A 26,526-nucleotide genomic window follows, 5' to 3' on the forward strand; every position below is an offset into this window, starting at 1 on the left:
AATTACTTGTCAGATACAGCTTGTTGCAGAGTTTTCCACGTTTTCATACTTAATATCTTCACAAACCGGATATTATTACTTCCCTCCTTTGCCCAATTACATATTTGAATGGAGCGTTTCTCAGAATCGGGATGCGTACTCACCCACTCGGTCAATGAAGGCAACTCCTCCTCTTTAGATAGCCTGAACAAAAATTCACCAAAAGGTTCCGGATTTATTCCTGATTGTAAAAGATAAAAAACGGCTGTTTTATCGGCCTCACTTTCCAATGTACGGTCATAGGCAGTAGAAGAAAGAAGCTTGGCAGTACTTCTCAACACTTCTCCGCTTTGTCCCCCCGATGCCATACCCACTAAAGCCGAAAGTCCTACTTCCTTCACTAACTTCTTCATGATATGACCTTTCTGCATATGAGCTATCTCATGAGCCATCACCCCACATAATTCTTCTTGATTTTCGCATTTAGCAATAAGCGAAGTAAAAACAACAAGATGATTATCAGGAAATGCAAAAGCATTTACTTCATTACTTTGTACAACGTGCAATTTTATTTTATCACGTTCTATATCATTGGCCTCACACAAATGTGACAACAACGAATCCAATGGAGCAAGAACTGTGTCCGACTCCAGAAAAACAGCAGATCCGGAGTACAAATCCCAATACATATCTCCCAGTTTCTCCTCGATAACTGTCTCACGCAAATCAAAAACCGAAAGCCAGTCTACACGCGAAAAAGAGAATAACACAATTAAAAACAACATTGCCGATACAATCGACTGCAAAAATATTTTCTTTATCATGGCTTACAAATCAAATCTGTCAAACCTCCGTAAACATACCACTCTATCTGTTTGCCCTTTCTTACTTGTACGGCAGAAACCACCGTAGCGACCAAATCTACAACATTAAAAAGTACAACGGTAAACAGGTAAGCGAAATAAAAAGAAGTAAGTTCCACATCTCCAAAAAGCAAACCGACCGTCCACCAAAACAACACACTATTAGTACAGAATAAAGGAAGCTGAGATACCAATGCCTGTGTGCAATGCCAGCGCACAAAATACGTCCGATGCCTATTGGCTAAATAAAAAACAGCTGTTGCCAGCAAGTTTATAATAGGAAAAGGTAATCCGGCCATCACAGCCAATAATGCCATTAGATAACTGTTTGAGGCAGCCTCCAATTCATGTTCTGCGGGTTTATAGTATATCATAAGCCTTTATAAATATTCCAACACCAATTAATTAATACAAGAAAAAGGAAAATAATGAAGATGCGTTTTCGGATAAAAATCCGTCCAACCCATAAATAAAAACGAAAAAAAGAATCTTTTCCCTTAATGATATCCAATAAAATCCACCCAGGAACCAGCAACATCAATACTGCCAGTAAGACACCATTCGGGTTAAGTAGTAATGATTCCTTCCAATGCCCTTGACAGAGTGCTATGAGAGCCCGTGTAGAACCACACGCAGGACAAGGAATATGGAAAAACTGCTTAAATAAGCATCCTCTCCACACTCCTTCTTCTGCATGCATGGACGAAGCAGCAAGCCATACATACCCGGCAGCACAAGCAACAACCGAAAGCATGTACAGACCCTTTTTCGTCATTAAAGTACCATTTGAAGTTTTTGCATATTTTTGTCGCGGGCAGCTCCCATGATAAGGAACCAGTCTACAATAGTCCAAATACCAAAACCACCGCAAGTAATTAACTTAGCAATTCCCAATCCTGTATCTCCGATAAAGAAGCGGTCAATACCCAACGAACCGGCAAACAGAGAGATAATCAAGCAGATGGTGGGATCTTTAAACTGCATAACCTGCAACATTGACCATTTTGAATCGTCAGCAGCAAGCAACATGTCTCTGATTGCTGCTACTTGATAATCGGGAAAGAACTTTCCGTTTGCCATTATAAAGGCATCTACTTTTTGTGCATCCATAACTTCTATTTGTTTAATAATATTCATCGAATAGCACAAAGATATAATTATATTTAATATATGCCACATCTTTTCACAATAAATTGCAGATGAGACATAAAAAAGCCGTCCAAATTACTTTGGACGGCTTTTATTATATGGATTATAAACTGATTAGCAGTTTACAGAAGCCATGTGAGCGATCAAATCCAACACTTTGTTAGAGTAACCGATTTCGTTGTCATACCAAGAAACCACTTTAACGAAAGTATCAGTCAAAGCGATACCGGCCTTAGCATCGAAGATAGAAGTACGAGTATCACCCAAGAAGTCAGAAGAAACAACTGCATCTTCAGTGTAACCCAATACACCTGCCAATTCGCCTTCAGAAGCTTCTTTCATAGCTGCACAGATTTCAGCGTATGTAGCCGGTTTAGCCAAGTTTACTGTCAAGTCAACTACAGAAACGTCCAAAGTCGGAACACGCATTGACATACCAGTCAATTTACCGTTCAATTCAGGAATAACTTTACCTACAGCCTTAGCAGCACCGGTAGATGAAGGGATAATGTTGCCAGAAGCAGCGCGACCACCTCTCCAGTCTTTCATAGAAGGACCGTCAACTGTTTTCTGAGTAGCTGTTGTAGAGTGAACAGTAGTCATCAAACCGTCAGTGATACCCCATTTGTCATTCAATACTTTAGCGATAGGAGCCAAACAGTTAGTAGTACAAGAAGCGTTAGAAACGAACTGAGTACCCTTAACATAAGTTTTTTCGTTTACACCGCAAACGAACATCGGAGTGTCATCCTTAGAAGGAGCAGACATAACTACATATTTAGCACCAGCTTCGATATGAGCCTGAGCTTTTTCTTTAGTCAAGAACAAACCAGTAGATTCAACTACGTATTCAGCACCGATTGCATCCCACTTCAAATCAGCCGGATTTCTTTCAGCTGTTACGCGGATTGCATTGCCGTTCACGATCAACTTGCTGTTTTCTACGTCAGCTTCGATAGTACCGTCAAATTGTCCGTGCATAGTGTCATACTTCAACATATATGCTAAGTAATCAACCGGGCAAAGGTCATTGATACCTACGATCTGAATATCGTTTCTTTTCTGAGCTGCACGGAATACAAAACGGCCGATACGACCAAATCCGTTAATACCTACTTTAATCATTTTGTTTAAATTTTAAAGGTTTTATAATATAGCTTTTAAACACTCTACGTTGGAATGTTGTTAAACGTTTAATATTTATTTCCTAAACGCGGTGCAAAAATAAGAATTTGTTTTTATATTCGCACATAAATTCATATTAAAATAAAAAAAAATGGGAAAAAGTAGCTTTTTGCAAGATTTTAAAGCATTCGCAATGCGCGGAAACGTCATTGACATGGCAGTCGGTGTCATCATCGGTGGTGCCTTCGGTAAAATAGTATCTTCCATTGTAGCCGATGTTATCATGCCTCCCATCGGATTACTGGTCGGAGGCGTAAACTTTACAGATTTGAAACTACAATTAAAGCCTGCCGAAGTGGTTGACGGTGTAGAGAAAGCCGCTGTAACCCTCAATTATGGTAATTTCCTCCAAGCCACGTTTGATTTCATCATCATCGCTTTCTCTATATTTTTATTTATCAGATTACTTGCCCGCCTGAACCGCAAGAAAGAAGAAGTTCCGGCTTCTCCTGCAGCACCTCCTGCCCCAAGTAAAGAAGAAGTGCTGCTAACCGAAATCCGCGATTTACTGAAAGAACAGGCAGACAAGAAATAACAGGAAGATTTTAGAATAGAAAAGGAAGGGGATTTTTACACATTCGTATGTGTGGGCCTATTTTATATATGTGTAGCTTCACGCTTACGAACGTGTAAGACGATGTTTTTCATGTCATTGTTACCAGTTCGGCAACTGCAATTGCCGGATTAGCCAATCCCGTTTTTGCTTTATTGTGAAAGCAAGATGAAGCTACAGCATATCAAAGCATGAAGTTTTTTACGCTCATCTACAAAAATGCCTCTACGGTATGACGGTTTTATAGTTTTTCTGAGTATCTTTGCGGCACGAAAACATTTACATATCATAATAATATGCAAGAAAAAATCATTATTCTCGATTTCGGCTCACAGACCACACAGCTCATCGGCCGTCGTGTCCGCGAACTGAATATGTATTGCGAGATTGTGCCCTACAACAAGTTTCCTCATGATGATCCCTCGGTTATCGGTGTCATCCTGTCAGGAAGCCCTTTCTCTGTTTACGATGAAAGCGCATTTAAAGTTGACTTAAGCAATATTCGTGGAAAATATCCCATTTTGGGTATCTGCTATGGCGCACAGTTTATGGCATACAGTAATGGCGGAAAAGTAGAACCGGCCGGTACACGTGAATACGGACGTGCCCATCTCTCTACCTTCGAACATGAGAACCCCTTATTGAAAGGTATCCGCGAACAGTCTCAGGTATGGATGAGCCACGGAGATACTATCACAGCTATCCCCGAAAACTTTAAAATCATCGCTTCAACAGATAAAGTCGCTATCGCTGCTTATCAAGTAAAAGGAGAAAAAGTATGGGGCGTACAGTTCCATCCGGAAGTATTCCACAGTGAAGACGGTACCCGGTTATTGAAAAACTTCGTAGTAGATATCTGCGGTGGCAAGCAAGACTGGAGTGCAAGTTCATTTGTTGACACCACTGTGGCAGCTCTGAAAGAGCAAGTGGGTAACGACCGCGTTATTCTTGGCTTAAGCGGAGGTGTAGATTCATCTGTTGCAGCTGTATTATTGCACCGTGCCATTGGCAAGAACCTGACTTGTATCTTTGTTGACCACGGCTTATTACGCAAGAATGAGTTTAAAAACGTAATGCACGACTACGAATGTTTGGGATTGAACGTAATTGGTGTAGATGCCAGCGACAAGTTCTTTAAAGACTTGGAAGGCGTGACTGACCCTGAACAAAAGCGTAAAATTATTGGCCGTGACTTTGTAGAAGTATTCAATGCCGAAGCACATAAAATAACCGACGCCAAATGGTTGGCACAAGGCACTATCTACCCTGACCGCATTGAAAGTCTGAACATCACAGGAAAGACAATCAAAAGCCATCACAACGTAGGTGGTCTGCCCGAAGAAATGCACCTTAGTTTATGCGAACCTTTACAATGGCTTTTTAAAGATGAAGTACGCCGTGTAGGTCGTGAATTAGGCATACCCGAACATCTGATTACCCGTCATCCGTTCCCCGGTCCGGGTCTAGCTGTACGTATCTTAGGCGATATTACCCGCGAAAAGGTACGCATCCTGCAAGATGCAGACGACATCTTTATCCAAGGTTTGCGCGACTGGATGGTAAAAGATGCCACGGGCAATGATATTGCTCTTTACCACCAAGTGTGGCAGGCAGGCGCCATCCTGTTACCTGTACAAAGCGTAGGAGTAATGGGCGATGAACGTACTTACGAACGTGCTGTGGCTCTGCGTGCCGTAACCAGTACCGATGCCATGACTGCCGACTGGGCTCATCTTCCTTACGAATTTATGGCTAAGGTTTCAAATGATATCATTAATAAGGTAAAAGGCGTAAACCGCGTTTGCTATGATATCTCATCCAAACCACCCGCCACAATTGAATGGGAATAACCTAAATATACTCACTGTAGGGAGGAAACTTCCTGTTCCTTCCTACAGCGAATGATTAAAATCTCTCAATAAACTATGGCAGATAATTATATAGAAAGACAGTTCGAACAATATCAAGCTAAAAAGGCCGCTTGGCAAAAGCCTCTCAAACATACTTCCAAGAAGACAAATTCCAAAAGAGTTTTTATAACCGGAGGAGCCAACGGCATTGGCAAAGCCATTGTAAAAGCATTTCGACAGAAAAATTATCCGGTAGCATTCTGCGATAAAGATGAAACTTCAGGACTGCAAACTGCCAAAGAAACAGGAGCTGCATTCTATCTTGTAGACATACAGAATAAAGAAGCCCTGGAAAATTGTATGCTAAAAATCATCAAAAGATGGGGAGATATAGATATCTTAATCAATAATGCAGGAGTGAGTCTCTTTTCTGACCTCACCGAAACAAGTGTAGAAGACTTTGACCAAATCTTATCCATCAATCTCCGACCGGTGTTTATAACCTCAAGACTTCTTGCCATCCACCGCAAAGCTCAAGATTCTCCGCAACATTATGGCAGAATCATCAATATCTGTTCCACGCGCCATTTAATGAGTGAACCGGGAAGTGAGGGTTATGCCGCCTCTAAAGGAGGAATTTATTCACTCACCCATGCACTTGCCTTATCGCTTGCCAAGCAACATATAACTGTCAACTCCATCTCACCGGGATGGATACAAACACAAGAATATGAACTTCTCCGCCCCGAAGACCATACACAGCACCCTTCCGGCCGGGTGGGAAAACCGGAAGATATTGCCCGGATGTGCCTGTTCCTTTGCCAGGAAGAAAATGATTTCATCAATGGTGAAAACATAACAATTGATGGCGGAATGACCAAAAAGATGATTTATATAGAATAAATCATCTCTGCCTTTATCTGCATATTTCCTTTTCCATCGCCATTTTTTCCGGCTTCAGCACCTTCTTCCCTATTTAGTACTCGAATGCTTCTTACTTTTGTCTCAAACTTAAAAGACAAAATATGAAGATAAACGTACATTCCATGTTATTATTCAGCCTTGCCGCACTACTTTCTTCCTGTGCCACCGAAGGCAATGACAAAAAACAAGACTTTATTGTAAAGACAACACAAGCTGTCCCGGTTTTACATCAAGAAGAGAAAGAATTCTCCTTTATTGCCCAGCCTTTCCGCACTTCCGAATTATCCTTTCGGGTGGGCGGTCCCATTGACCGTTTCGATGTATATGCCGGTAACCGATACAAACAAGGCAGCATCATAGCCGAAATAGACCCGCGTGATTTCCGCATTCGTAAAGAACGTGCCGAAGCAATCTACCATCAGGCAAAAACAGAGTTTGAACGTATACAAAAGCTATATGATAAAGGAAACATCTCCGCAAGTACTTACGAAAAAGCAAAAGCAGACTATACCACTGCCAAAACAGCTTTCGATACCGCTTCATACGAACTGGAAGATACACGCCTTATCGCCCCATTCAACGGTTATGTAGGTGAGGTATATATAGAGAAATTTCAGGATGTGAAGGCTACGCAACCCGTCATTTCTTTTATTGATATCGACCAACTTAAACTGGAAATTTACGTCACTCAAGACATTGCTTATACAGCGCAAGCCATGGATACAATACAAGTACGATTTGACGCACAACCCGATAAGGTATATAAAGCACAGATAGCGGAAATTTCCAAAGGAACCACCCGCAACAATCTCTCCTATCTGTTAACTGCTTTACTCCCCAATAAAGAAGGAAAATTACTGGCAGGCATGTCCGGCAAAGCAAAATTGAATCATCCTTCGAAAACACCGGATATTACCAATGGAGTAGCCATCCCCCAAACGGCTCTTTGCCATCGTCCTACAGAAGGCGATTATCTGTGGGTAGTGGATGCCAACACCCAACAGGTGAACTTAAGGAAAGTAAAAAAAGGAGATTTGTTACCGGACGGATATGTAACCATTACCGAAGGTCTACGTCCCGATGAAACTGTAGCAACCAGCGGACTCCGCTTCTTGTCGGACGGAATGAAAATAAATGCAGATAACAAATAATATCAAAGAAGCAAACAGTTATGAAATTAGTTAAATACTTCCTGCAAAAGAAGTCAGTCACCCTCCTGCTATTGGTATTGATATTGGCGGGCGGCCTATTCTCCTACATCAAAATGGGAAAACTGGAAGACGCTCCTTTCACCATCAAACAGGCACTCGTACTGACTCCCTACCCCGGAGCATCTCCCTCCGAAGTACAATCTCAAGTAACCGATATCCTAGAAGAATCCATTCAGTCTTTGAGCGAACTCTATTATCTGAAAACAGAGAATCGCGCCGGGCTCTCCAAAATCACCGTCTATGTGAAAAAAGAAACCCGGGCAGACGAGATGCAACAACTATGGGACAAATTACGCCGCAAGGTAAACGATGTACAAAGTAAGCTTCCTGATGGAGCAGGACCTTCGGTTGTCAATGACGACTTTGGAGATGTATTGGGTGTTTTCTATGGGCTTACCGGAAATGGCCATACCTATCGGGAACTGGAAGACGAGGCTAAAATCATCAAGAATGAGCTTCTGAAAGTAAAAGATGTAGCTAAAGTGGAAATCTACGGAGTACAGACACCCACCATCGATGTATCTGTCAGCCCATCCGTCATGGCGCAAAGCGGAATTACCACTTCCGACATAGTCCGTGCATTCGAAGCACAGAACAAGGTGGTGGATGCCGGAGGAATTGATGCCGGACAGAACCGCCTACGCATCGAGTCAACCGGAAATTTCTATTCATTGGACGACATCAGAAACCTGACTATCGTTTCACGCTCAGGCGAACATTTCCGCCTCGCCGATATAGCACAAATAGAAGAAAGCTATCAAACACCTGCCAGCAACCTGATGCGCATCAATGACCAGCCGGCCATAGGCATTGCCATCTCTACCGTACCTACCGGAAATGTAGTGGATATGGCAAAAGCCGTGAAGGATCGGATTGATAAACTATCCCAATCCATGCCCGAAGGATATGAACTGACCTCCATCTATGACCAAGGATATGAATCAGACGTTGCCAATCAAGGCTTTATCTTGAACCTCATCATTTCCGTTCTAACCGTTATAGCCATTCTGTTATTTTTCATCGGATTCAAGAATGGTACTTTGATTGGCAGCGGACTGATTTTCTCCATCTTTGCCACGCTCATTGTCATGATGGCTTGCGGCATCGCGCTTCAGCGAATGTCACTTGCTGCCATCATTATCGCCATGGGAATGCTGGTGGACAATGCCATCGTCGTTTCAGACTCCGCCTTAATCAATATGGAACGCGGAATGCGGAAGCGTGTCGCCATCATGCGCGCCTGCTCAGCTACAGCTTTGCCCTTATTGGCGGCAACTGTCATCGCTATTCTTACCTTCCTCCCTATCTATTATTCACCACATATCACAGGTGAACTGCTATCTTCACTAGTCGTGGTTATCGGAGTGTCATTGATGTTCAGTTGGGTGTTCGCACTGACGCAGACTCCTTTCTTTATACAAGAATTTGTCCGTCGCCCGCGTCCCGAGGAATTGAAAGCCGCTTTATTCGACGGAAAATATTATAATCGTTTCCGCAACTCCCTGCACTGGGTACTCTGCCATCGATCGGTTACTATCGGTTCACTGGTAGTTATGCTGATACTTTCTGCCTGGAGTTTTAAATTTATACCTAAAGTTTTTGTACCTGCGCTAGACAAACAATACTTTACGGTAGATATGTGGTTACCCGAAGGAACAAACATCAATGAAACAGACCGCATGGCAAGCAACCTGGCAAACTATATCCGCGGACACGAAGAAACTGAAATGGTTTCTACTTACATCGGCCGTACGCCGCCCCGTTACTATCTGTCTAATGTAGCTTTCGGACCTCAGTCCAACTATGCACAGATATTGGTAAAATGCAAGACCTCTCAAGAATCAAGAAAATTACATGCCTTGCTGCAAGACTCCATCCGTCAGAAATACCCCGAACCACTGATAAAAGTAAATAAGTTCGAGCTTAGCCCCCTGACGGAAGCGGTTATCGAAGCCCGCTTCTTAGGACCGGACCCCGCTGTACTGGATTCACTGACAGGAAAAGCAATCGAAATAATGCGTCGCAATCCTAAAGTCGCAGATGCCCGCAACGAATGGGGAAATATGTCCTTGATGATTCGCCCTGTCTACGACCCTGTAAAAGCCGGTGCACTGGGTATCACCAAAGCCCAGATGATGCAATCTGTCAAATCTGTCAGTGATGGAACTCCCATAGGAATTTATCGGGATAACGAAAAGAAAGTACCCGTATTGCTAAAATCAGAAGGAGTCCATATTACGGATGTCCAGTCTTTAGGTGATTTCCCTGTTTGGAACGGAGAGCATTCAGCACCTCTATCGCAAGTGACGGAAAAGATTGAAACCACTTGGGAGTTTCCACAGATACGCACATACAACCGCCAATTGTCCATGGCAGCCATGTGTGGAGTGAAACCGGGACACACCATGGCCGAAGTGCATGGAGAAATACGAGAAGAGATAGAAGCAATAGAATTGCCTGAAGGGTATAGTTTCTTTTGGGATGCCCAATACAAAGACCAAGGTGAAGCGATGCAGGCTATTGCCAAATTCTTTCCTCTGGCATTTTTAATGCTGGTAGTGATTCTGGTTGCATTATTCGGCAATTTCCGCCAACCGATCATTATTCTATGCATACTCCCATTGTCTCTTATCGGTGTTGCCGTAGGAATGTTACTCACAGGATTTGATTTCGGCTTCTTCCCCATTGCCGGATGGTTGGGACTACTGGGTATGATTATTAAAAATGTGATTGTACTGCTGGATGAGATAAATATACAACGTCGAAACGGAGTAGCTCCCTACACAGCCGTTGTAGAAGCCACAGTATCCAGAACACGTCCTGTATTGATGGCAGCTACCACTACAATTCTGGGAATGGTTCCTCTGTTGTTCGATATAGCATTCGGAGGTATGGCAGCCACCATTATTTTCGGATTGACATTCGCCACATTGTTGACATTATTTATAACACCAACACTGTATGCCATGTTTTATAAAATTAAGTAATCATGTTATCGAGGCTGTCCCAAAAGTTCAACTGCTCAATCATTCCGTCATTCTGAACAATGTGAAGAATCTGAATACGTTCATTGTGTGTTTACAGATTCTCCGTTGTTCTCAGAATGACAAAGTAAAAAAATAGTGCAATATATCTTTTTCGGACAATCTCCTATGGTAAATATAACCCTCAAAATAGATATAACTCATGAAAAAAATTAATATACTGTTTATCTTTATTTTTAGTGTTCCGTCCGCTACTTTCGCCCAACAAAGTGATTTATTGGAAAAGTACAGGTCGATGGCTGTGGAATACAACCACGACCTGAAGGCGGCGGATAAACACATTTCTGCAAGTATCGAATTGGAAAAAGCCGCCCAAAAGGATTTACGTCCCAAGTTATCGGGTGACGCCAACTTTCAATATACCGGTAATCCTATCCGGCTCACTCTAAACCTGCCCAGCATGCAGAATCCATTGACTTTCGAAGGAAAAGACATGAAATATGGCGCTTCCCTCACGTTGCTACAACCGGTCTATACAGGCGGTCGGCTGCTGGAAACCATCCGAATGGCAAAACATCAACATAGTCTGGCAGCACATCAGGCGGAATATTTCCGTTCCGCCGTGTGCTACCAAACTGATATGCAATATTGGAACACCGTGGCCCGTGCCGAACTATTACAGGTTGCCACCGACTATCGAAATTCCATTGCTTCGCTCGCCAAAACCATCCGTGAACGAGTGGAAGCAGGCTTGGTAGACCCGCAAGACCTACTCATGGCAGAAGTAAAGCTAAATGAAGCAGAATACCAATTGCTTCAGGCAAAAAGCAATCTTGAAACCGGAAGAATGGCACTCAACTCACTGATTGGCATGGAACTCAATAAGACAACAGAAGTGGAAGACAGCATTCCTTCCATAGTTATGAATGAAGAATTATGGAACTTGGATGGATGCAACCGACCGGAATTAAAAATGGCATACGACCAAATCAACATTGCCAAAAGTTCAAAGAAACTGACAGACTCAAAATATAAGCCGCAACTTTATGTCGGTATAGAGGGTAGTTATTCCTCGCCCGGGTATAACTTCAAATCCGACCTCGACCCTAATTATGCTGTTTATGCCAAACTGTCGGTTCCTATTTTCGAATGGGGAAAACGGCGCAATGAGAAACAGGCATCTTCTTTCCAAGTCGGTGCAGCTACTGATAATCTCCATCAAGTAAGTGACCATGTAAACCTGGAAGTCCAGACAGCCCGTGTATCATTATCTCAAGCAATGGAACAGGTACAATTAACCGGAAACTCATTGGACAAAGCTCGCGAAAACGAACGTATGGCATTGGAAAGATATGCGGAAGGAAAAGTGTCGGTAGTGGAAGTAATAGAGGCCCAAAACTATCGGCAAGTCTCACAAACCAATTATGTACAAGCTAAAGTTTCCGCACAAGGACACTATTCCGCATTACTGAAGGCATTGAACAGATACTAAAAAAGAGGACTGCTGAAAAAGGTGGAAGAATCTTTTAAAAAGACCTTGAGGTTTTCAAAAAAGACCTTGAGGTTTTTTAAAAAGCCGGAAGAGTTTTCAAAAAAGACCTTGATCTTTTTCCGGAGAAACAATGGCAACAACAAATCCTTCCTCTTTTTTTTATTATAACGGTTATTACCCTGAAATAACAGATGGCATATCATAAGTTTAACTTATTACTTCATGACAACATGCACATTTCACGCCAAATTACTGTAAAACAATACATTATCCTCATATTATGTGTGAAACATGTTTTTGTTTATCTGTATCTCCGGTGTCATCTCCTAATTTTATCCCTCTTTACTCTATATTATTCTGTAAAATATTGTAGCTTTGTTCACATGAAATGGAATGTTGTACTATATGGTCTTCTGTTTTCCGGATTAGGAGTTTTTTCCTATCTCCTGCTGGCTAATTATTCTGAGTTACCCCCTCAGGTGTCAGATATACTCTATTCTAAAGGAGCTTTTATCTTTTTTATCTCCGCTTTCAATATCCTCGGTTATTCCACCCTGCGACTCAGTTCATGGTTAAACAACCAGTACGCACTGAACCTTCGCAAACGTTGGAAAATCATCACTATCTATATAGCTGTAACTCTTCTATTCTTTTTACTCAATTACAGTTTATTGATTATCGGAAAGCTTTTAGTGGGTTCCTATAATATCTTTATCTTCCCTAACGGTGGCTGGCGCATCCTCATTTTGGTGTGGCTGGTAGAATTAGTAATCGTAGGGTTACTTCTCTCCAATCGCTCCATTCAAAACACATTGAAACTGCAACAGGAGGCTGCCGAACTGCAAAAGGAAAACAACACAGCCCGTTATGCTGCCTTGCAAAACCAACTCAATCCGCACTTTCTATTCAACAGCCTCAACACACTGATTGCCGAGATAGAATACAATCCAAGCAACGCTGTCCGTTTCACCAAGCATTTGTCCAGCGTCTACCGTTATGTTCTCCAAAGTCAGGATAAAACCTTAGTTCCCTTAAATGAAGAATTGGATTTTATGAAATCCTATCTCTTCCTGCATGAAGTGCGACTGGGAAACTGTATCAGCTGTGAATGCCTCGTCCCCGATGATTATTCTGACGCTATGCTTCCACCCCTGACTTTGCAACTGCTGGTGGAAAATGTCATCAAGCACAACTCCATCACTTCCGGTAAGCCTATGCGAATCCACATCGATATAGAAAATAATTACCTGATAGTAAGTAATCCTATCCAACCTAAAAAAAGTAATGACTCCTCATCGGGAGTAGGTTTGAACAATCTTTCCAACCGCTGCAAACTAATGCTCGGTGAAGAAATCATTGTCATCAAAGAAAACAATTCATTCACCGTAAAAGTACCTTTAGGATATGAATAAACTAAACGCAATCATTATAGAAGATGAAATACCTGCAGCACGCCTGCTACATTCCATGATTACCCGTTTGCGCCCTCAGTGGACACTAACCATCGTACCGGGCAGTGTGGATGAAGCTGCATCCTGGTTTAAAGAAAACCCACAGCCCGACCTTATCTTTCTTGATATTCAACTGGCAGACGGTAACGCTTTCGATTTTCTTTCTACCGTCCAACCTTCTTCTGTCATTATCTTCACCACCGCCTATGACCAATATGCCATACGTGCATTTACCGTAAACAGCATAGATTATATACTGAAACCTATTGATGAAACACGTCTGCTTGATGCCATCATTAAATACGAGACTTTACAAAACAAAGGAATACCCCACCCCCAAGAATATCTGAATACTTTATTGGACACCCTGCAACATAAAGAAAGACGTTACCGTACCCGTTTCCTCATTTATGGAGCCGACCGTTTTTGGTCTCTCCAGGTAACAGATATAGCCTATTTCTATTCTGAAAACAAAATAACCTTTGCTGTAACCAAGAAAGGACAGGAACACATTATCGACCTGTCCCTAAACAAACTGATGGAACAATTAGACCCTGAACTATTCTTTCGCGCCAACCGTCAGGTCATAATCAGCATTGATTCCATAGACCACGCCGAGCCTTATTTTAACGGCAAAATAGCAATAAGTGTTCTTCCTCCTTACAAATCACAAATCACCATCAGTGAGGAAAAACTTTCTTCATTCAAACTTTGGCTAAACTACTGAAAGCCGGGGTTGCCTCATAGCACCATCAGAACTTTTCGGGGCAACCCCAAGTCACATTACTTTTCATGCTCGGTTTTTGCAGCAGGGAAATAGCGTTTAACCCTTTTGCACATTTCGATATACCCTCTCTCGCTTACTGAATTATCTACGCGAAGTAAAACCGAAGCATTCTTCCCATATCGTCCTTGATAGGATTTCAACCTATTCCCCGTAATATCGTGGATTCTTTCTTGCGGTTCAGTTCCGGCAGCACCTATCAACAACTCGGCACCATTCACACCATATTTCCGCGGACCGTATACATAGACCATATAAGGACAAACCTCGTCCACATCACTTGCTCCTTTTGCCACATATTCCGCACGCAGATCATCAAAAGCCAATTTTATCTCTTTTAGCATCCCAAGCACCTGTCGCTTATCCGAATTCACATCATACACCATATATAAAAAACGAGGTTCGTCCTTTTTCTTTTCCAATCTGTCTGCTTCACGAGCCGAACGAAGCCGCCCGGCTATCACTTGACGGGGATCGGTCAAGATTTTATAAACAACCGTATCGAACATTACTTCATTACTGCCATTCATATAGAGCCTGTGCGTCTGCGTTGTACGCCATACATAGCGCCCCTCCGGAGTACGATGATGCTTCCACCACGCATCCGATTTCTCTTTAAAGAATTGTTTCATCGAAGCAATCTCTTCGGTCAGTTTGCTTTCTGCAATCGAGTCCTGAAGTAGTGCATCCTGTGTCATAAGTTCCATTTGCAACAACACTTGTTTTTCACTCATTTCGGGCTGTGCAAAAGCATATACCACCCCTGCTGCCACGGGAACAGCCAACAACATACGCAGCCGTACCCATCCGTTACTTCTTTTTTTAAGCATCATGCCAATACGATTTTTAAGTTTACTATGATCGAAGCCATTGGCCATAGAGTAGAGCCTTGTACCAACAGCTTTTTTTACTAATAACAACTGGTATTGAACCATATTTACACCTGAAGAAATTACTCCTTCATCGGCTTCATATTCGTGCAAGTTACGCAACTCCTGCCACAATACCCATGTCATCGGGTTAAACCAATGAAAAATAAGCAGACAATGCATCCATCCCAAATCCAATGTGTGATAGTAAGATAAATGCATTTTTTCGTGTATCAGAATAAGTGAACCATCCTGCCGATAGTCTTCTTCAGACATCACAATATATTTCCACCAACTAAAAGAACATACTTTTCCGGGAAGAATCACTAATCGGAAGCTTCCTTCCCTCTGCACCGGCTTGCCATGGATAAGATGCCACAACCGCCCGAAAGAATAAACAAAAAACAAGAATACACCGACAGCTCCCATAGTATAAAAGAGGCTTATAACGGTCAACAAAGACAGACCACATATTCCTTCTGATTTTCCTTGCTGAAACGGTAAATGTTCCGCTCTTGCATCCCATCCGTTTTCTGCCAGAAATCCGGTAGCAACCTTTCCGTCTGATGGCATTTCTTCAAATATCTCCCCTACCATCATGACCGATTGTTGAATAGGTGAGAGAATACTAACCGATACAGGAATCAAAGGGATGAGCCAACAAAACAGTGTCCCCACCCAGAAAGCCCAACGGCTAAAACGAAAATGAGTGATGTTCTTCAACAATGTGATATATAGAATTGTAAAAAGAAACAAGCAGACACTACTCTTCAGAATGAAAAACAAAAAAGTTCCCATAATCACCTCCTTACTTTCTGCCTTTTTCTATTCGGGCTATCAAGTCCTTTAATTCATCCAGTGGCATCCGTTCTTCTTCTATTAATTGAGATACCACATTTATATAAGAATTATCATAAAATTGGGAGACAACTTCGTTTAATGCAGAACCTTTGTATTCAGACTCGCTTATAACAGGATGGTACTGATATGTATTCCCATAAACTTTGTATCCCACAAAACCTTTTTCTTCCAGCCCGCGCACCAATGTGGACACAGTATTATAATGCGGCTTCGGTTCATTATACAATTCGAGCAAATCACGGACAAACATAGGACCTTTACTCCAGAACATCCGCATAATCTCTTCTTCTTTAGGGGATAAACGTTTCATAAATACTAGTGGTTTAAAGTTCTGAAGCAAATATAACTAATTAAAATCAATAAGCAACTAATAATATTAGTTTTAATACTACCATTATTAGTTATTAACTATAATATTTTAGTTTAATAGCGTTATTAACAATAAGAAAGACTTTATGTATCTTGTCTATGCACCTATCAGAATATAAAAAAGGAACATCCACCCGATGATGAATGTTCCAAACTCTATACTATATCTAACTAAGGCAAACCTCTATGGAAACAAGGTAAAACCATTATAACAATTATTCCACCGGCGGAATCTCTAAAATACTACCATAACGGTGATACTCAAATGAAATACTCTGCTCCTTAATATAATGAATAAGTTCCACACGACCATTCTTCACAGGTTTGGCTGTTGCAATATATTTATCAGTACGAGCTGCCTCCTCATACATCTCCATCGGAATATCCACCCCACAAGTACGAATACGTTCATACTCTAGCATACTCTTCAAGAACTCTTGCAAAGATTCTTTCTTCAAAGAACAACCAAGAGAAGCCAATGCTGTCATACGGTCATCGCCAGGCTCAAAACTAATAGTCAGAGGGGTATGACAAATCTTAGCTGCAAATGCAATCATCTGCGCATCTTCATTAGTATCACCCGGGAAAAGACGGAGTACCATATTACGCAATGGCAAGTAACGAAAAACGTTTTGCTCACCATACAGATTATTAATATCACGTGCATGAGCAAATTCCTGTTCGTATGCCTTCGGATAACTCTGTTTATAATCTGTGGTACTTCCGGGCTTATCGGAAATCTTCACAAAGCAAGCACAATAATTGGGACCTCCGGCTTTCACACCACCACCAAATGCGGAAAGTTTCATACCGCCAAAAGGCTGACGATTTACTATAGCTCCTGTTATACCACGATTGATATATAAATTACCCGCCATAATAGAGTTCTTCCATAACCGTTGTTCTTCTTCATCCAAACTCTGCAAACCGGAAGTCAGTCCATAGTCCAAGCTATTAACCAGTTCAATACCTTGCTGTAAGTTCTCTATGCAAACCACACTAAGCATGGGACCGAACAACTCCGTTCGGAAAGAATAACTTCCCGGTCTCACTCCCCACTTCACTGTTGGGGCCAAGACATACTTATTCTTATCAAGGAACTGAGGCGGAACAAGCCAAGATTCTCCTTGTTCCAACTCCAATGCTTTCAGCAATTTGTCATTTCCATTAGTAATCATCGGACCAACAACATTACCGGGATTCCATACACTTCCCACCTTCATGCTGGTTGCGGCATCCTTCAGCTTTTCCCTAAAATTCTTATCCTCATATACCGAACGCTCCACCAGTAATAACGAGCAAGCGGAACACTTTTGTCCGGCATTGCCGAAAGCAGAAGCTACGACATTCATAATGGCATGGTCACGATCTCCGGAAGCTGTCAGAATTATAGCGTTCTTGCCCCCTGTCTCTGCAGACAACGGAGTAGAAGGATTACTGCGAGCGATGTTTTGTGCTGTGTCTGTACCGCCTGTCAAAATGATATGTTTGATAGCAGGAGCAGAAGTGAGTACCTTCAATGCATCACGATCAGTAATAATCACTTGCAAAGCCTCTTTAGGAACTCCTGCATCCCAAAAAGCTTGGGCAAACAACCACGCCACAGGAGCAGCAACAGTTGCCGGCTTCAGAATAACAGTATTCCCTCCGGCAAGAGCCGCTACAATTCCGCCAATAGGAATGGCACAAGGAAAATTCCACGGAGAGATAACCAATACAGTACCTTCCGGTGTAATATCCACATCAGGCAAATCAGCGAACAGCTTCATACTAGTGGTATAGAAACGGGCATAATCAATTCCTTCCGAAACTTCCACATCCCCCTCCACTACCGTCTTCCCGGTAATAGCACACATACAACCTATCAAGTCACCTCGCATTTCACCCAACCGATTAGCCGCTTCATACATTATCTTATGACGCTCCTCAAGCGTAGTCTTTCTCCATCCTGCAGGGTCACTCCCGGCTATCTCAATGATTCGACTTATCTGTTCCACATTTGCCTGAGACATTTCACAAACGCATACCTCATCATCTTGACAACGATCCATATAGCGATGACGTTTATCACAAATCACCATCTCTTTGCCTACCTGCAAAGGAATAATCCGAGGAGAATCCAATATGGATTTTTTCCATCCGGCAAAGATACCGCGCACCCATTCCTGATTTTTGACGAGATCAAAGTCGGTATCCGGCTCGTTTCTCATCTCATCAGTGGGTGGAACAGGAGTATAACGGTGCATACGATTCTGTGTCCGTGTCGGAATATGGGTAATACTATCCTTCATCCGATAGGCTTCTTCAAACTGGTTCTGCAAGAAACGCCAAGTATCGGTACCGGGCTTCAAGTTAAACGAGTGAGTAAGGAAATTGTCGGGAGCCGTATTTTCGTCCATACGCCGCACCAAATAGGAAACAGCATTGAGAAAATGCTCGTCTTTTACCACCGGAGCATAAAGAATCACATGATTGCCAAGCTGAGACTGTGCACGCCACACATGGTCTGCCATACCCTCCAGCATCTCAAAAGTCATATATTCGGCACTACCCAATTTCTGACTCAGTAAATAAGCATAAGCTATTGTAAACAGATTGTGAGAAGCCACCCCTACATGCAATACTTTAGCATTCCCGGGCTGTAAAGCACGTTCCAAAATATGAAGATAATTGGCATCAACTTCAGTTTTAGAAGTTCGCACCGGATTAGGCCATCCACGCAAAGAGGAAATCACAGTTTCCATCTCCAAATTGCAACCTTTCACCAAACGCATTTTTACCGGAGCTCCACCTCTTGCCACGCGTTCTCTGGCAAAATCCAACAATTCTGTTTGAAACTCATAGGCATCAGGCAGATAGGCTTGAACTACAATACCTGCCGAATAATTTTTAAATTCCGGCTTATTCAGTACCTCCTTAAATAAGCGCAAAGTGAAATGGGCATCTTTATATTCCTCCATGTCCAGATTGACAAACTTGGCACGTTTCACTCCGTTTTCATCCACATAAGGATAATCCATCGCCTTTTGGTAAAGAGCAGACATACGTTTCACCAGCTCCGGAAAACTTTCAGCATAGTTCAGTGCATGCGTTTGGGCATAGATACCCGAAATTTTAACGGAAATATAATTGATGTCAGGAGCTTCCAATGCTTCCAGATAATGATGATAACGATGGTCAGCTTCTCCGTTACCCAATACGACCTCCCCCAGCAAGTTTACGTTCTGCCCGATTTTCTGTCTGAAACGAGTGGCAAGATGTTCCGTCAATTGAGGACGGGCCTCATCAAGAATCACCTTAGAGGTATCGGAACGGAGACGTTTCTTTATAATGGGAATAGCTATAAAATCAAAATGATATCCAAATGCCTGATACATTTTAAAAAGGAAGGCATCACGCTTATTAAGAAACTCAGGTACACCGTAACGGTCTATCAACTTCTTAATGCGCTCAGCCAATTTCTTACGGTCACGAATTTGGGAAGACTCATCCAACATCTTCACCAAAAACTTCTTGTCTTGCGGACGTTGCACCATAATAGCATATTTATGCTGCTCTTTACGTTCTTCATCTGTGATGGTTTGTTCACATGTGTTATACAACCTCAGTACCCATTCCTGTACTTCAGCGATAGTCGGTCTGTTGTCCATAATATACTCATGTTATAATGTGTGTAAGAAATAAGGATTAAAAAATCACCGAAATAGCTGAAACACCAAAATGGTTGGACTAAACATAACAGCACGATACCGGTGCAAGGTATGAAGTGCTTGCTGAGAAAACCGGTCAAAAAGAAGTTCTCTGTCCATAATTAACTTGCTTAGAATGTGTAACTGCTCAAATGCAAATATACACTAATTCTTTTATTATCAAAGAGAAAAGGGAGAAATTATCTTCTCCCTTTCTTCTTAACTTTTATGCATCCAAATAGAAGCGACCTTTTTTCGCACTGCAATCACATTGAACACCGACACACCGGCAAACAGCAAAACTCCCACCAGCATTGCCTGCCACACACTTCCTTCGTCCAACTGTGGAAACAGTTTTCCAATCCATTCCATGTAGCTTCCACGCACATACAATACGATACTTATAGAAAGCACCAGCACAATGGCATTCAAGCCTAAAGTAAGGAGTTGATAAAACAATGCTACCTTAGCCGGGCTGTATCCTATCAGCAATAAATTCTCCAGCTTAGTCGTATTCTTCTGCAACAACAGATAGATACTCAACATTAGAATATAAAATGACAATACACTGATAAGCAATCCGACAGAAAGTACAATCCCTACAATAACTTTTAGAAACCAAGTAGTCTTTCCGGCATCCAATTTATCACCTTCCGTATCATAGCCTTTATCCTTAAAATATTTAGCAATACGGTCGTCAGTCGGATTATTAACTTCTACAATAAGACGTGAAGGTTCGCTCTTGGTTCCGGGTGCAAAGCTCTCATTCGCCCATCTCATAAAAGTTTCAGGAACAAGAATCGTATTCAGACGATTGGAGAAACCGACAATATTTCCTTTAAAGACTTCTCTGCGCCCGTCACCGCTAATACGGATATCAAGATTTACCATTCCCATCACCCCTTCCGAAAGTTGTGGCAAGCTACGGCTTTGAGCAAATCCGAAATTATATAAATTCAAATAATTACGTGGAATGATAATGGGAATCACTGGCTCGTTCTCATTAAACACCCACTTATCAAGATTCACATCTACAAACCCATCAGGAACAGATTCGAAAAACATATCCGTAGACATCTGCAAACCGACTTTTTCCATACCCATTCCCGCCGATACTTTGAACTGTGAAGGAGTAAAGGCTCCTACCTCTTTGGTAAACGACTGTGCCTTAATATCAGCTATATCCTTATCCGAAAAAGTATTGCTTTTTCCTACAAATGCCCCTAGCGTACTTACCTTTTTACTGACAATGATATAATCCTTTTTGATAAAACTATCTCCTTCCGTAAATACCGGCAAAATATCTTTATAAAACTGAACACTCAACAACACAATCACCATACCACACAAATTGGCAAAGAAGAAACCTGCCAATTGAGGTAAACTGATATGCTGACGCAGTAATTTCCAAACCAAGCTCATAGTCTCAATATTTTTGTGTAGTTCAACTCCAAATGTTTTCCAATAGAAGTTACAATGATTCCGGCACCTTGTTTATCTGTCTCTTCCACTAATATCTTCGACATAAGACGTCCGTTTTCTTCATCCAAGTGACTGATAGGCTCATCAAGAAAAATAAAGTCGAATGGTTGGCAAAGAGCACGGACAAGCGCGACACGCTGTTGTTGCCCAAAAGACATTTTACCCACCGGAGTATCCCATTTATCAGCTATGCCAAACATCTCAAGCCAAGCCTTAATTTCTTGCTTTGATTTATATCCTGTGAGAGAATTCTTGAGTTGAATATTCTCCCAAGCTGTGAGTTCAGTGAAAAGACGTAATTCCTGAAACAACATGCTAATCGAATGCTTGCGAATCTCCACCCAGTCAGTTACAGAGAAATTACGAATATTCTTACCGTCAAAACTGACAATCCCCTGATAGTCGTTTCGATATCCATATATGTAGCTGCAAAGTGATGACTTGCCCGTGCCCGATGCCGCTTCTATCAGATACGCTTCACCACGTTTCAGTTGCAATGACTGATGCCACACATCGGAAACAATAAAATCCCTTCCTGCAAAAACAGCAGGAAGGGTTTGTTGTAATTCTATGCTATTCATAAATTATCCAATGCATGTACTATAAGTTGCAGTACGTTTGTACTCTTATCTTTCATTACAATATTCATTTGTCCGTTCTTCCAATCGGGCGCCATCACATCAACGTATTCACACGGTCCGAAGAGATTATTCATAATCATGACAGTCTCTCCTCCCAATATCCGCGAAATACGAGGAGCAGCACCAAGCTCCTTCACCAATTCCACTGTATTGAAAACCATGAAACTACGGTTCTTGGTCACTTCAGCCGCCCAAGGAGTGTTCTGCAAAGAAACACCATAACGTCGGCCCGCTTCATCAGCCATTTGCTCATTGTTGGATAAATAAAACAAATTATCTTTTACTCCGAACCAAATGCTTTGGTCATACATACGGAATTCATATTGGTCTGTACCGGTAGAATTCAACTTCATTTGACCACCCGACAATGCCAACAAGGGACGAAGCTCTTCAAATGCTTTCAAGAACTCCTTATTCGTAACATCTGCATACACCAGTAAATCATTATTTACCAACGAACTAAAACCAATAGCTATATCACCGTGAATGGCAGAAAATATGGTTTTCAGATCTATTGGTAACATCGGATTATCCAATGATTGTTTGATGGTAGGATTTTCACAAAGTAAGTTATAAATTGCCTCACCATTAAAATTGGCACTTGCCCATAGTAGTGTATTTGCCGGAAAATATTCCATATATGTTCCTTTCAACAGCGTAGAAGTTTGTGTCTGCTTCTCATACAACGCAATCAATTCTTTATTCTCAATCAACGATTCAAAATCTACCACAACTTTTCCCTTCTCAAACGTAGTAGAAAGCAAACATTTAATATCTTCCAGCCTTAAATCGGCCGGCATCCCCATACGCATTTGCATGGTTGCCTCACGTGGTAACACAGACATATTGGCAACTATATTAATATCACCTTTGGCGTCTCTTAGTTTTGCAAAATCCGAAGTAGAAGCATAACTGTTTGCTGTATCCTGACGCATCCACGCCAACAATGTATCTTTCATCCCCTCAGGATTACCGTAAAGAGTTCCTACCAACAGAAATGTACCATTATTATAGGCACACAAACCATTGCCCAAAATAGTCCAAGTACACCCGCTTTCGCTTTTCAAGTCCGAACATAATCCCTGCTCCTTTAAAGATTGCATCAGAGATCTCACCTTACTTTCACTCGATACCTTTGCCACAACTGCAAAAGTATTGGAATTAGAAGTAACAAACAAATACACTCTATCTGTTAGTGAAAGCCCTGTTTCGGCAGGATTCTTCACTATCTTCTCGGCTGTAGCATAAGCTTCGCCTTCCAGTCCACTTTTCAAGACATCCGTCAGTTTTGTTACTACCGACTCTCCTTCTTTACCATTGATACCACTTTTTTGTGCCATCGACTTAAAATCCAATGACACCACCATTGCCGCATCTTTGGGAATAGCATTCGTATATTCACTGCTCTCTGAGCATGAAGCCAGGAATGCCATTATTACCAGCAGGGCAAATCCCCAAATTGTTTTTCTCATACGCTTATTTTTGGTTTAATAAATTCATGGTATGACAAGCCACCAGTGCTGCGGTCTCAGTACGAAGACGCGATTTTCCCAAACTAATTGACTGAAATCCATTAGCTATAGCTTTCTTGACTTCTTCCTCGCTGAAATCTCCTTCGGGTCCGATTAAGACAAGAGCATCTTCACCCGGACAAATCACATCTTTCAACAAAGGTTTATCACCCTCATAACAATGAGCTATAAACTTCTGTCCTTCAAAATCACGAGTAATAAATTTATTGAAATCTGTCATCTCGTTCAAGACAGGTTTGGTCGCCTTTAGTGATTGTTTGACAGCAGAGACCAATATCTTTTCTATACGTTCTGTTTTAATAACTTTCCGTTCGGAATAACGACAGTTAAGGAAGGTCAGTTCGTCAAATCCTATTTCGGTTGCTTTTTCCACAAACCATTCGGTGCGATCCATATTTTTAGTTGGTGCCATGGCCACATGCAGATAACCATTCCACCCTTTTTCCTGTGGTATGGTTTCTGTTACTTTCACTTGACAACGTTTACCACCGGTTGCACTAATTACAGCCTTATAAAAATTTCCTATTCCGTCAGTCAATGTCACTTCGTCTCCTATCGATAGACGCAAAACTCGCAAACAATGCCCGGCTTCCTCTTCAGGAAGCTCAGGATTTATGGCTATGTCGGGTGCATAAAATACGTGCATAATTCTATTCTTTATATTGTTTCTTCAGCTCCTCACGCCGCCTTATTTCATCTCTCAAGCGAGAGGCCTGTTCATAATTTTCTTCTGCGATAGCTTTTGTCAGCGCTTCTTTCAATACAGAAATGCCAACCATATTGACAGTTACAGAGAATGAACTGTCACTCTCTTCCCGCAAATGCTCTTCATCCATAATTTGTGCAGTGGTATATATAGGGCATTTATATCGCAACGCCAATGCCACTGCATCCGAGGTACGCGAATCAATCTTTATCTCCTCTCCTGCATTATCGAAGAAAAGATAAGAATAGTAAATTCCATCTTCTACCTTATATATTAAAATCTTTTTCAGAGTTACTCCCAACTCCCTCGTCAGTGACAAGAATAAATCATGCGTCCACGGACGTGGCAATTTATAATTCAACATCTTAATTCTAATAGCCTTCGCCTCTAGAGAACCGATAATGACAGGCAATTTTCTATTGCCATTCACTTCTTCCAGCACTAATGCATACGCATCTACAGGCTGCAAGGTAGAAGACATGTCATGCAACTTCAACTCTATTTCATCCATAATCCAATCTCATTATATGCCCGATACGGACAATACCTACTTATTATTTAATCATATTTCTTCGGGAGTGTGCTTATACCTGAATATTAGAGCAAACAGCACAGCCACTACCAAAGCGTATCCCGCAAATACAAACCATGCACTGCTCCATCCGGCTACCTGTGGTGCGTCACTGCCGAAATCTACAAAATGATTCACTACCATCTGAGCACTCAGTGTTCCTACTGTTGCACCGATACCATTTGTCATAATAACGAACAATCCTTGTGCACTGGAACGGATAGCCAAATCTGTTTCTTTATTAACAAAGAGCGAGCCTGAAATGTTGAAGAAATCGAATGCCACGCCATATACAATCATAGATAAAACGAACATCCATACTCCCGATCCCGGATTGCCTAGTCCGAATAATCCGAAACGCAATACCCATGCCAGCATAGCAATTAACATTACACGCTTAATTCCAAAATGCTTCAACGCAAAAGGAATAAGCAGAATACACAACGTTTCCGAAACCTGTGACAAAGATATCAATGCATTGGCATGCTGCACGCCAAAGGTATTCGCATATTCGGGAATCTTATCGAAACTACTAAGGAAGGGATTGGCAAATCCGTTGGTTATCTGCAAAGAAACACCCAACAACATAGAGAACACGAAAAATATAGCCATTTTTTTACGTTTGAATAGTAAAAAAGCACGTAGTCCCATCGCATCTACCAACGACTTCTTTTCATTTCCTTTATTCACAGGACAGTTCGGCAATGTAAATGAATAAACTGCCAGCAATAACCCGAAACAAGCGCACGAAAAGAACTGCATATAATTGGCTTGAAAGCCCAGTACATCTGTGAGCAACATAGAACAGATAAAGCCAATTGTACCAAAAATACGAATGGGTGGGAATGCAATCACCGGATCCAGTTTCACTTTATCCAATGCTGTATATGCCACAGAATTAGAGAGTGCCAGTGTAGGCATATAAAATGCCACACTGAAAGAGTACAGAGTAAAAAGGGACACAAACTCCGTATTATCTCCCGATGCCATTCCATAATAACCGGCAGCAATCATAAAGACAGCTCCCATAAAATGGCAGAATCCCAAAAGCTTTTGAGCAGGTACCCAACGGTCGGCAATGATTCCCATAACAGCCGGCATAAATAATGACACAATGCCTTGCATAGCATAAAACAGACCGATTTTTTCACCCAACCCAATGTTATATAGATAAGTACCCATAGAAGTCAGATATGCGCCCCATACAGCAAACTGCAAGAAATTCATGACAATCAATCTGAATTTCGTTCCGGTGATTTCGTTTTTCATCTTTCTTTTTAATGTGTGTTTTTTTATAATACCTGCAAAGATATAAAACTATTCTATTTTTTGCGGAAAATGGACCAAAAAAGAAAAACCCACCGGCTATTTCACAATAACC

At 41.7% G+C, this 26,526-nt stretch carries 22 protein-coding genes; 8 read left to right on the forward strand and 14 right to left on the reverse strand.

The annotated features are described in order from the left end of the window. Nucleotides 1–2 precede the first annotated feature (2 nt). The 5 genes from HMPREF1534_RS11505 to gap all read right to left on the reverse strand — a co-directional run bounded on the left by HMPREF1534_RS11505 (nucleotide 3) and on the right by gap (nucleotide 3,116). Complete coding sequence (locus HMPREF1534_RS11505; RefSeq protein WP_005939238.1) at nucleotides 3–803, reverse strand: M48 family metallopeptidase; 801 nt, start codon at nucleotides 801–803, stop codon at nucleotides 3–5. Beyond that, nucleotides 800–1,216 carry a DUF4870 domain-containing protein gene (locus HMPREF1534_RS11500; RefSeq protein WP_005939240.1) on the reverse strand — a complete coding sequence of 139 codons (417 nt, stop codon included), beginning with the start codon at nucleotides 1,214–1,216 and terminating at the stop codon, nucleotides 800–802. The genes HMPREF1534_RS11505 and HMPREF1534_RS11500 overlap by 4 nt, the downstream gene beginning before the upstream one ends. Next, entirely contained in the window at nucleotides 1,213–1,596 is a 384-nt protein-coding gene (locus HMPREF1534_RS11495; protein ID WP_005939243.1) for a DUF2752 domain-containing protein, read from the reverse strand. Before HMPREF1534_RS11495 ends, HMPREF1534_RS11500 begins: the two co-directional genes overlap by 4 nt. A 20-nt stretch (nucleotides 1,597–1,616) precedes the next feature. Then, nucleotides 1,617–1,952 carry a TM2 domain-containing protein gene (locus HMPREF1534_RS11490; protein ID WP_005939244.1) on the reverse strand — a complete coding sequence of 112 codons (336 nt, stop codon included), beginning with the start codon at nucleotides 1,950–1,952 and terminating at the stop codon, nucleotides 1,617–1,619. A gap of 153 nt (nucleotides 1,953–2,105) precedes the next feature. Further along, complete coding sequence (gap, locus tag HMPREF1534_RS11485) at nucleotides 2,106–3,116, reverse strand: type I glyceraldehyde-3-phosphate dehydrogenase (protein WP_005839282.1); 1,011 nt, start codon at nucleotides 3,114–3,116, stop codon at nucleotides 2,106–2,108. Nucleotides 3,117–3,267: 151 nt separating this feature from the next. Between gap and mscL the strand changes: the two genes are divergently transcribed. From mscL to HMPREF1534_RS11445, 8 genes are all read left to right on the forward strand, one after another. Beyond that, entirely contained in the window at nucleotides 3,268–3,711 is a 444-nt protein-coding gene (gene mscL / locus HMPREF1534_RS11480; protein WP_005939246.1) for a large-conductance mechanosensitive channel protein MscL, read from the forward strand. 314 nt (nucleotides 3,712–4,025) lie between these two features. Beyond that, nucleotides 4,026–5,579, forward strand: a complete 1,554-nt coding sequence (gene guaA, locus HMPREF1534_RS11475; protein WP_005939248.1) for a glutamine-hydrolyzing GMP synthase — start codon at nucleotides 4,026–4,028, stop codon at nucleotides 5,577–5,579. Between the two features lie 75 nt (nucleotides 5,580–5,654). Then, the gene (locus tag HMPREF1534_RS11470) at nucleotides 5,655–6,482 is read left to right on the forward strand and encodes an SDR family NAD(P)-dependent oxidoreductase (protein WP_005939250.1); all 828 of its coding nucleotides are present in this window, start codon (nucleotides 5,655–5,657) and stop codon (nucleotides 6,480–6,482) included. A gap of 122 nt (nucleotides 6,483–6,604) precedes the next feature. Continuing rightward, nucleotides 6,605–7,654: an efflux RND transporter periplasmic adaptor subunit gene (locus HMPREF1534_RS11465; RefSeq protein WP_018452688.1), complete on the forward strand. Its 1,050-nt coding sequence runs from the start codon at nucleotides 6,605–6,607 to the stop codon at nucleotides 7,652–7,654. Nucleotides 7,655–7,674: 20 nt separating this feature from the next. Continuing rightward, nucleotides 7,675–10,701 carry an efflux RND transporter permease subunit gene (locus HMPREF1534_RS11460; protein ID WP_005939256.1) on the forward strand — a complete coding sequence of 1,009 codons (3,027 nt, stop codon included), beginning with the start codon at nucleotides 7,675–7,677 and terminating at the stop codon, nucleotides 10,699–10,701. Nucleotides 10,702–10,900: 199 nt separating this feature from the next. After that, nucleotides 10,901–12,190, forward strand: a complete 1,290-nt coding sequence (locus HMPREF1534_RS11455; RefSeq protein WP_005939261.1) for a TolC family protein — start codon at nucleotides 10,901–10,903, stop codon at nucleotides 12,188–12,190. Between the two features lie 383 nt (nucleotides 12,191–12,573). Further along, nucleotides 12,574–13,602: a sensor histidine kinase gene (locus tag HMPREF1534_RS11450; protein WP_018452685.1), complete on the forward strand. Its 1,029-nt coding sequence runs from the start codon at nucleotides 12,574–12,576 to the stop codon at nucleotides 13,600–13,602. Next, entirely contained in the window at nucleotides 13,595–14,368 is a 774-nt protein-coding gene (locus HMPREF1534_RS11445; RefSeq protein WP_005939265.1) for a LytR/AlgR family response regulator transcription factor, read from the forward strand. The genes HMPREF1534_RS11450 and HMPREF1534_RS11445 overlap by 8 nt, the downstream gene beginning before the upstream one ends. A gap of 56 nt (nucleotides 14,369–14,424) precedes the next feature. Here the strand turns inward: HMPREF1534_RS11445 and HMPREF1534_RS11440 are convergent, their stop codons facing one another. From HMPREF1534_RS11440 to HMPREF1534_RS11400, 9 genes are all read right to left on the reverse strand, one after another. Next, nucleotides 14,425–16,092 carry a M56 family metallopeptidase gene (locus HMPREF1534_RS11440; RefSeq protein ID WP_005939267.1) on the reverse strand — a complete coding sequence of 556 codons (1,668 nt, stop codon included), beginning with the start codon at nucleotides 16,090–16,092 and terminating at the stop codon, nucleotides 14,425–14,427. 10 nt (nucleotides 16,093–16,102) lie between these two features. Beyond that, on the reverse strand, nucleotides 16,103–16,465 hold the full coding sequence (locus tag HMPREF1534_RS11435) for a BlaI/MecI/CopY family transcriptional regulator (RefSeq protein WP_005939270.1): 363 nt from the start codon (nucleotides 16,463–16,465) through the stop codon (nucleotides 16,103–16,105). Between the two features lie 274 nt (nucleotides 16,466–16,739). Then, complete coding sequence (locus tag HMPREF1534_RS11430) at nucleotides 16,740–20,174, reverse strand: bifunctional proline dehydrogenase/L-glutamate gamma-semialdehyde dehydrogenase (protein WP_005939272.1); 3,435 nt, start codon at nucleotides 20,172–20,174, stop codon at nucleotides 16,740–16,742. A 258-nt stretch (nucleotides 20,175–20,432) separates the two neighbouring features. After that, on the reverse strand, nucleotides 20,433–21,635 hold the full coding sequence (locus HMPREF1534_RS11425; RefSeq protein ID WP_005939274.1) for a hypothetical protein: 1,203 nt from the start codon (nucleotides 21,633–21,635) through the stop codon (nucleotides 20,433–20,435). Next, the gene (locus tag HMPREF1534_RS11420) at nucleotides 21,632–22,276 is read right to left on the reverse strand and encodes an ATP-binding cassette domain-containing protein (RefSeq protein ID WP_005939277.1); all 645 of its coding nucleotides are present in this window, start codon (nucleotides 22,274–22,276) and stop codon (nucleotides 21,632–21,634) included. Before HMPREF1534_RS11420 ends, HMPREF1534_RS11425 begins: the two co-directional genes overlap by 4 nt. Further along, entirely contained in the window at nucleotides 22,273–23,808 is a 1,536-nt protein-coding gene (locus HMPREF1534_RS11415) for a DUF4836 family protein (protein ID WP_005939280.1), read from the reverse strand. The genes HMPREF1534_RS11420 and HMPREF1534_RS11415 overlap by 4 nt, the downstream gene beginning before the upstream one ends. A gap of 4 nt (nucleotides 23,809–23,812) precedes the next feature. Next, nucleotides 23,813–24,514, reverse strand: coding sequence for a 16S rRNA (uracil(1498)-N(3))-methyltransferase (locus HMPREF1534_RS11410; protein WP_005939282.1), 702 nt, complete (start codon nucleotides 24,512–24,514; stop codon nucleotides 23,813–23,815). A 4-nt stretch (nucleotides 24,515–24,518) separates the two neighbouring features. Further along, nucleotides 24,519–25,085, reverse strand: a complete 567-nt coding sequence (locus tag HMPREF1534_RS11405) for a bifunctional nuclease domain-containing protein (protein ID WP_005939284.1) — start codon at nucleotides 25,083–25,085, stop codon at nucleotides 24,519–24,521. A 51-nt stretch (nucleotides 25,086–25,136) separates the two neighbouring features. Then, complete coding sequence (locus HMPREF1534_RS11400) at nucleotides 25,137–26,414, reverse strand: MFS transporter (RefSeq protein WP_005939286.1); 1,278 nt, start codon at nucleotides 26,412–26,414, stop codon at nucleotides 25,137–25,139. Nucleotides 26,415–26,526: the final 112 nt, after the last annotated feature.

Origin of the sequence: Phocaeicola massiliensis B84634 = Timone 84634 = DSM 17679 = JCM 13223, assembly GCF_000382445.1 — a bacterium.
Lineage (GTDB): Bacteria > Bacteroidota > Bacteroidia > Bacteroidales > Bacteroidaceae > Phocaeicola > Phocaeicola massiliensis.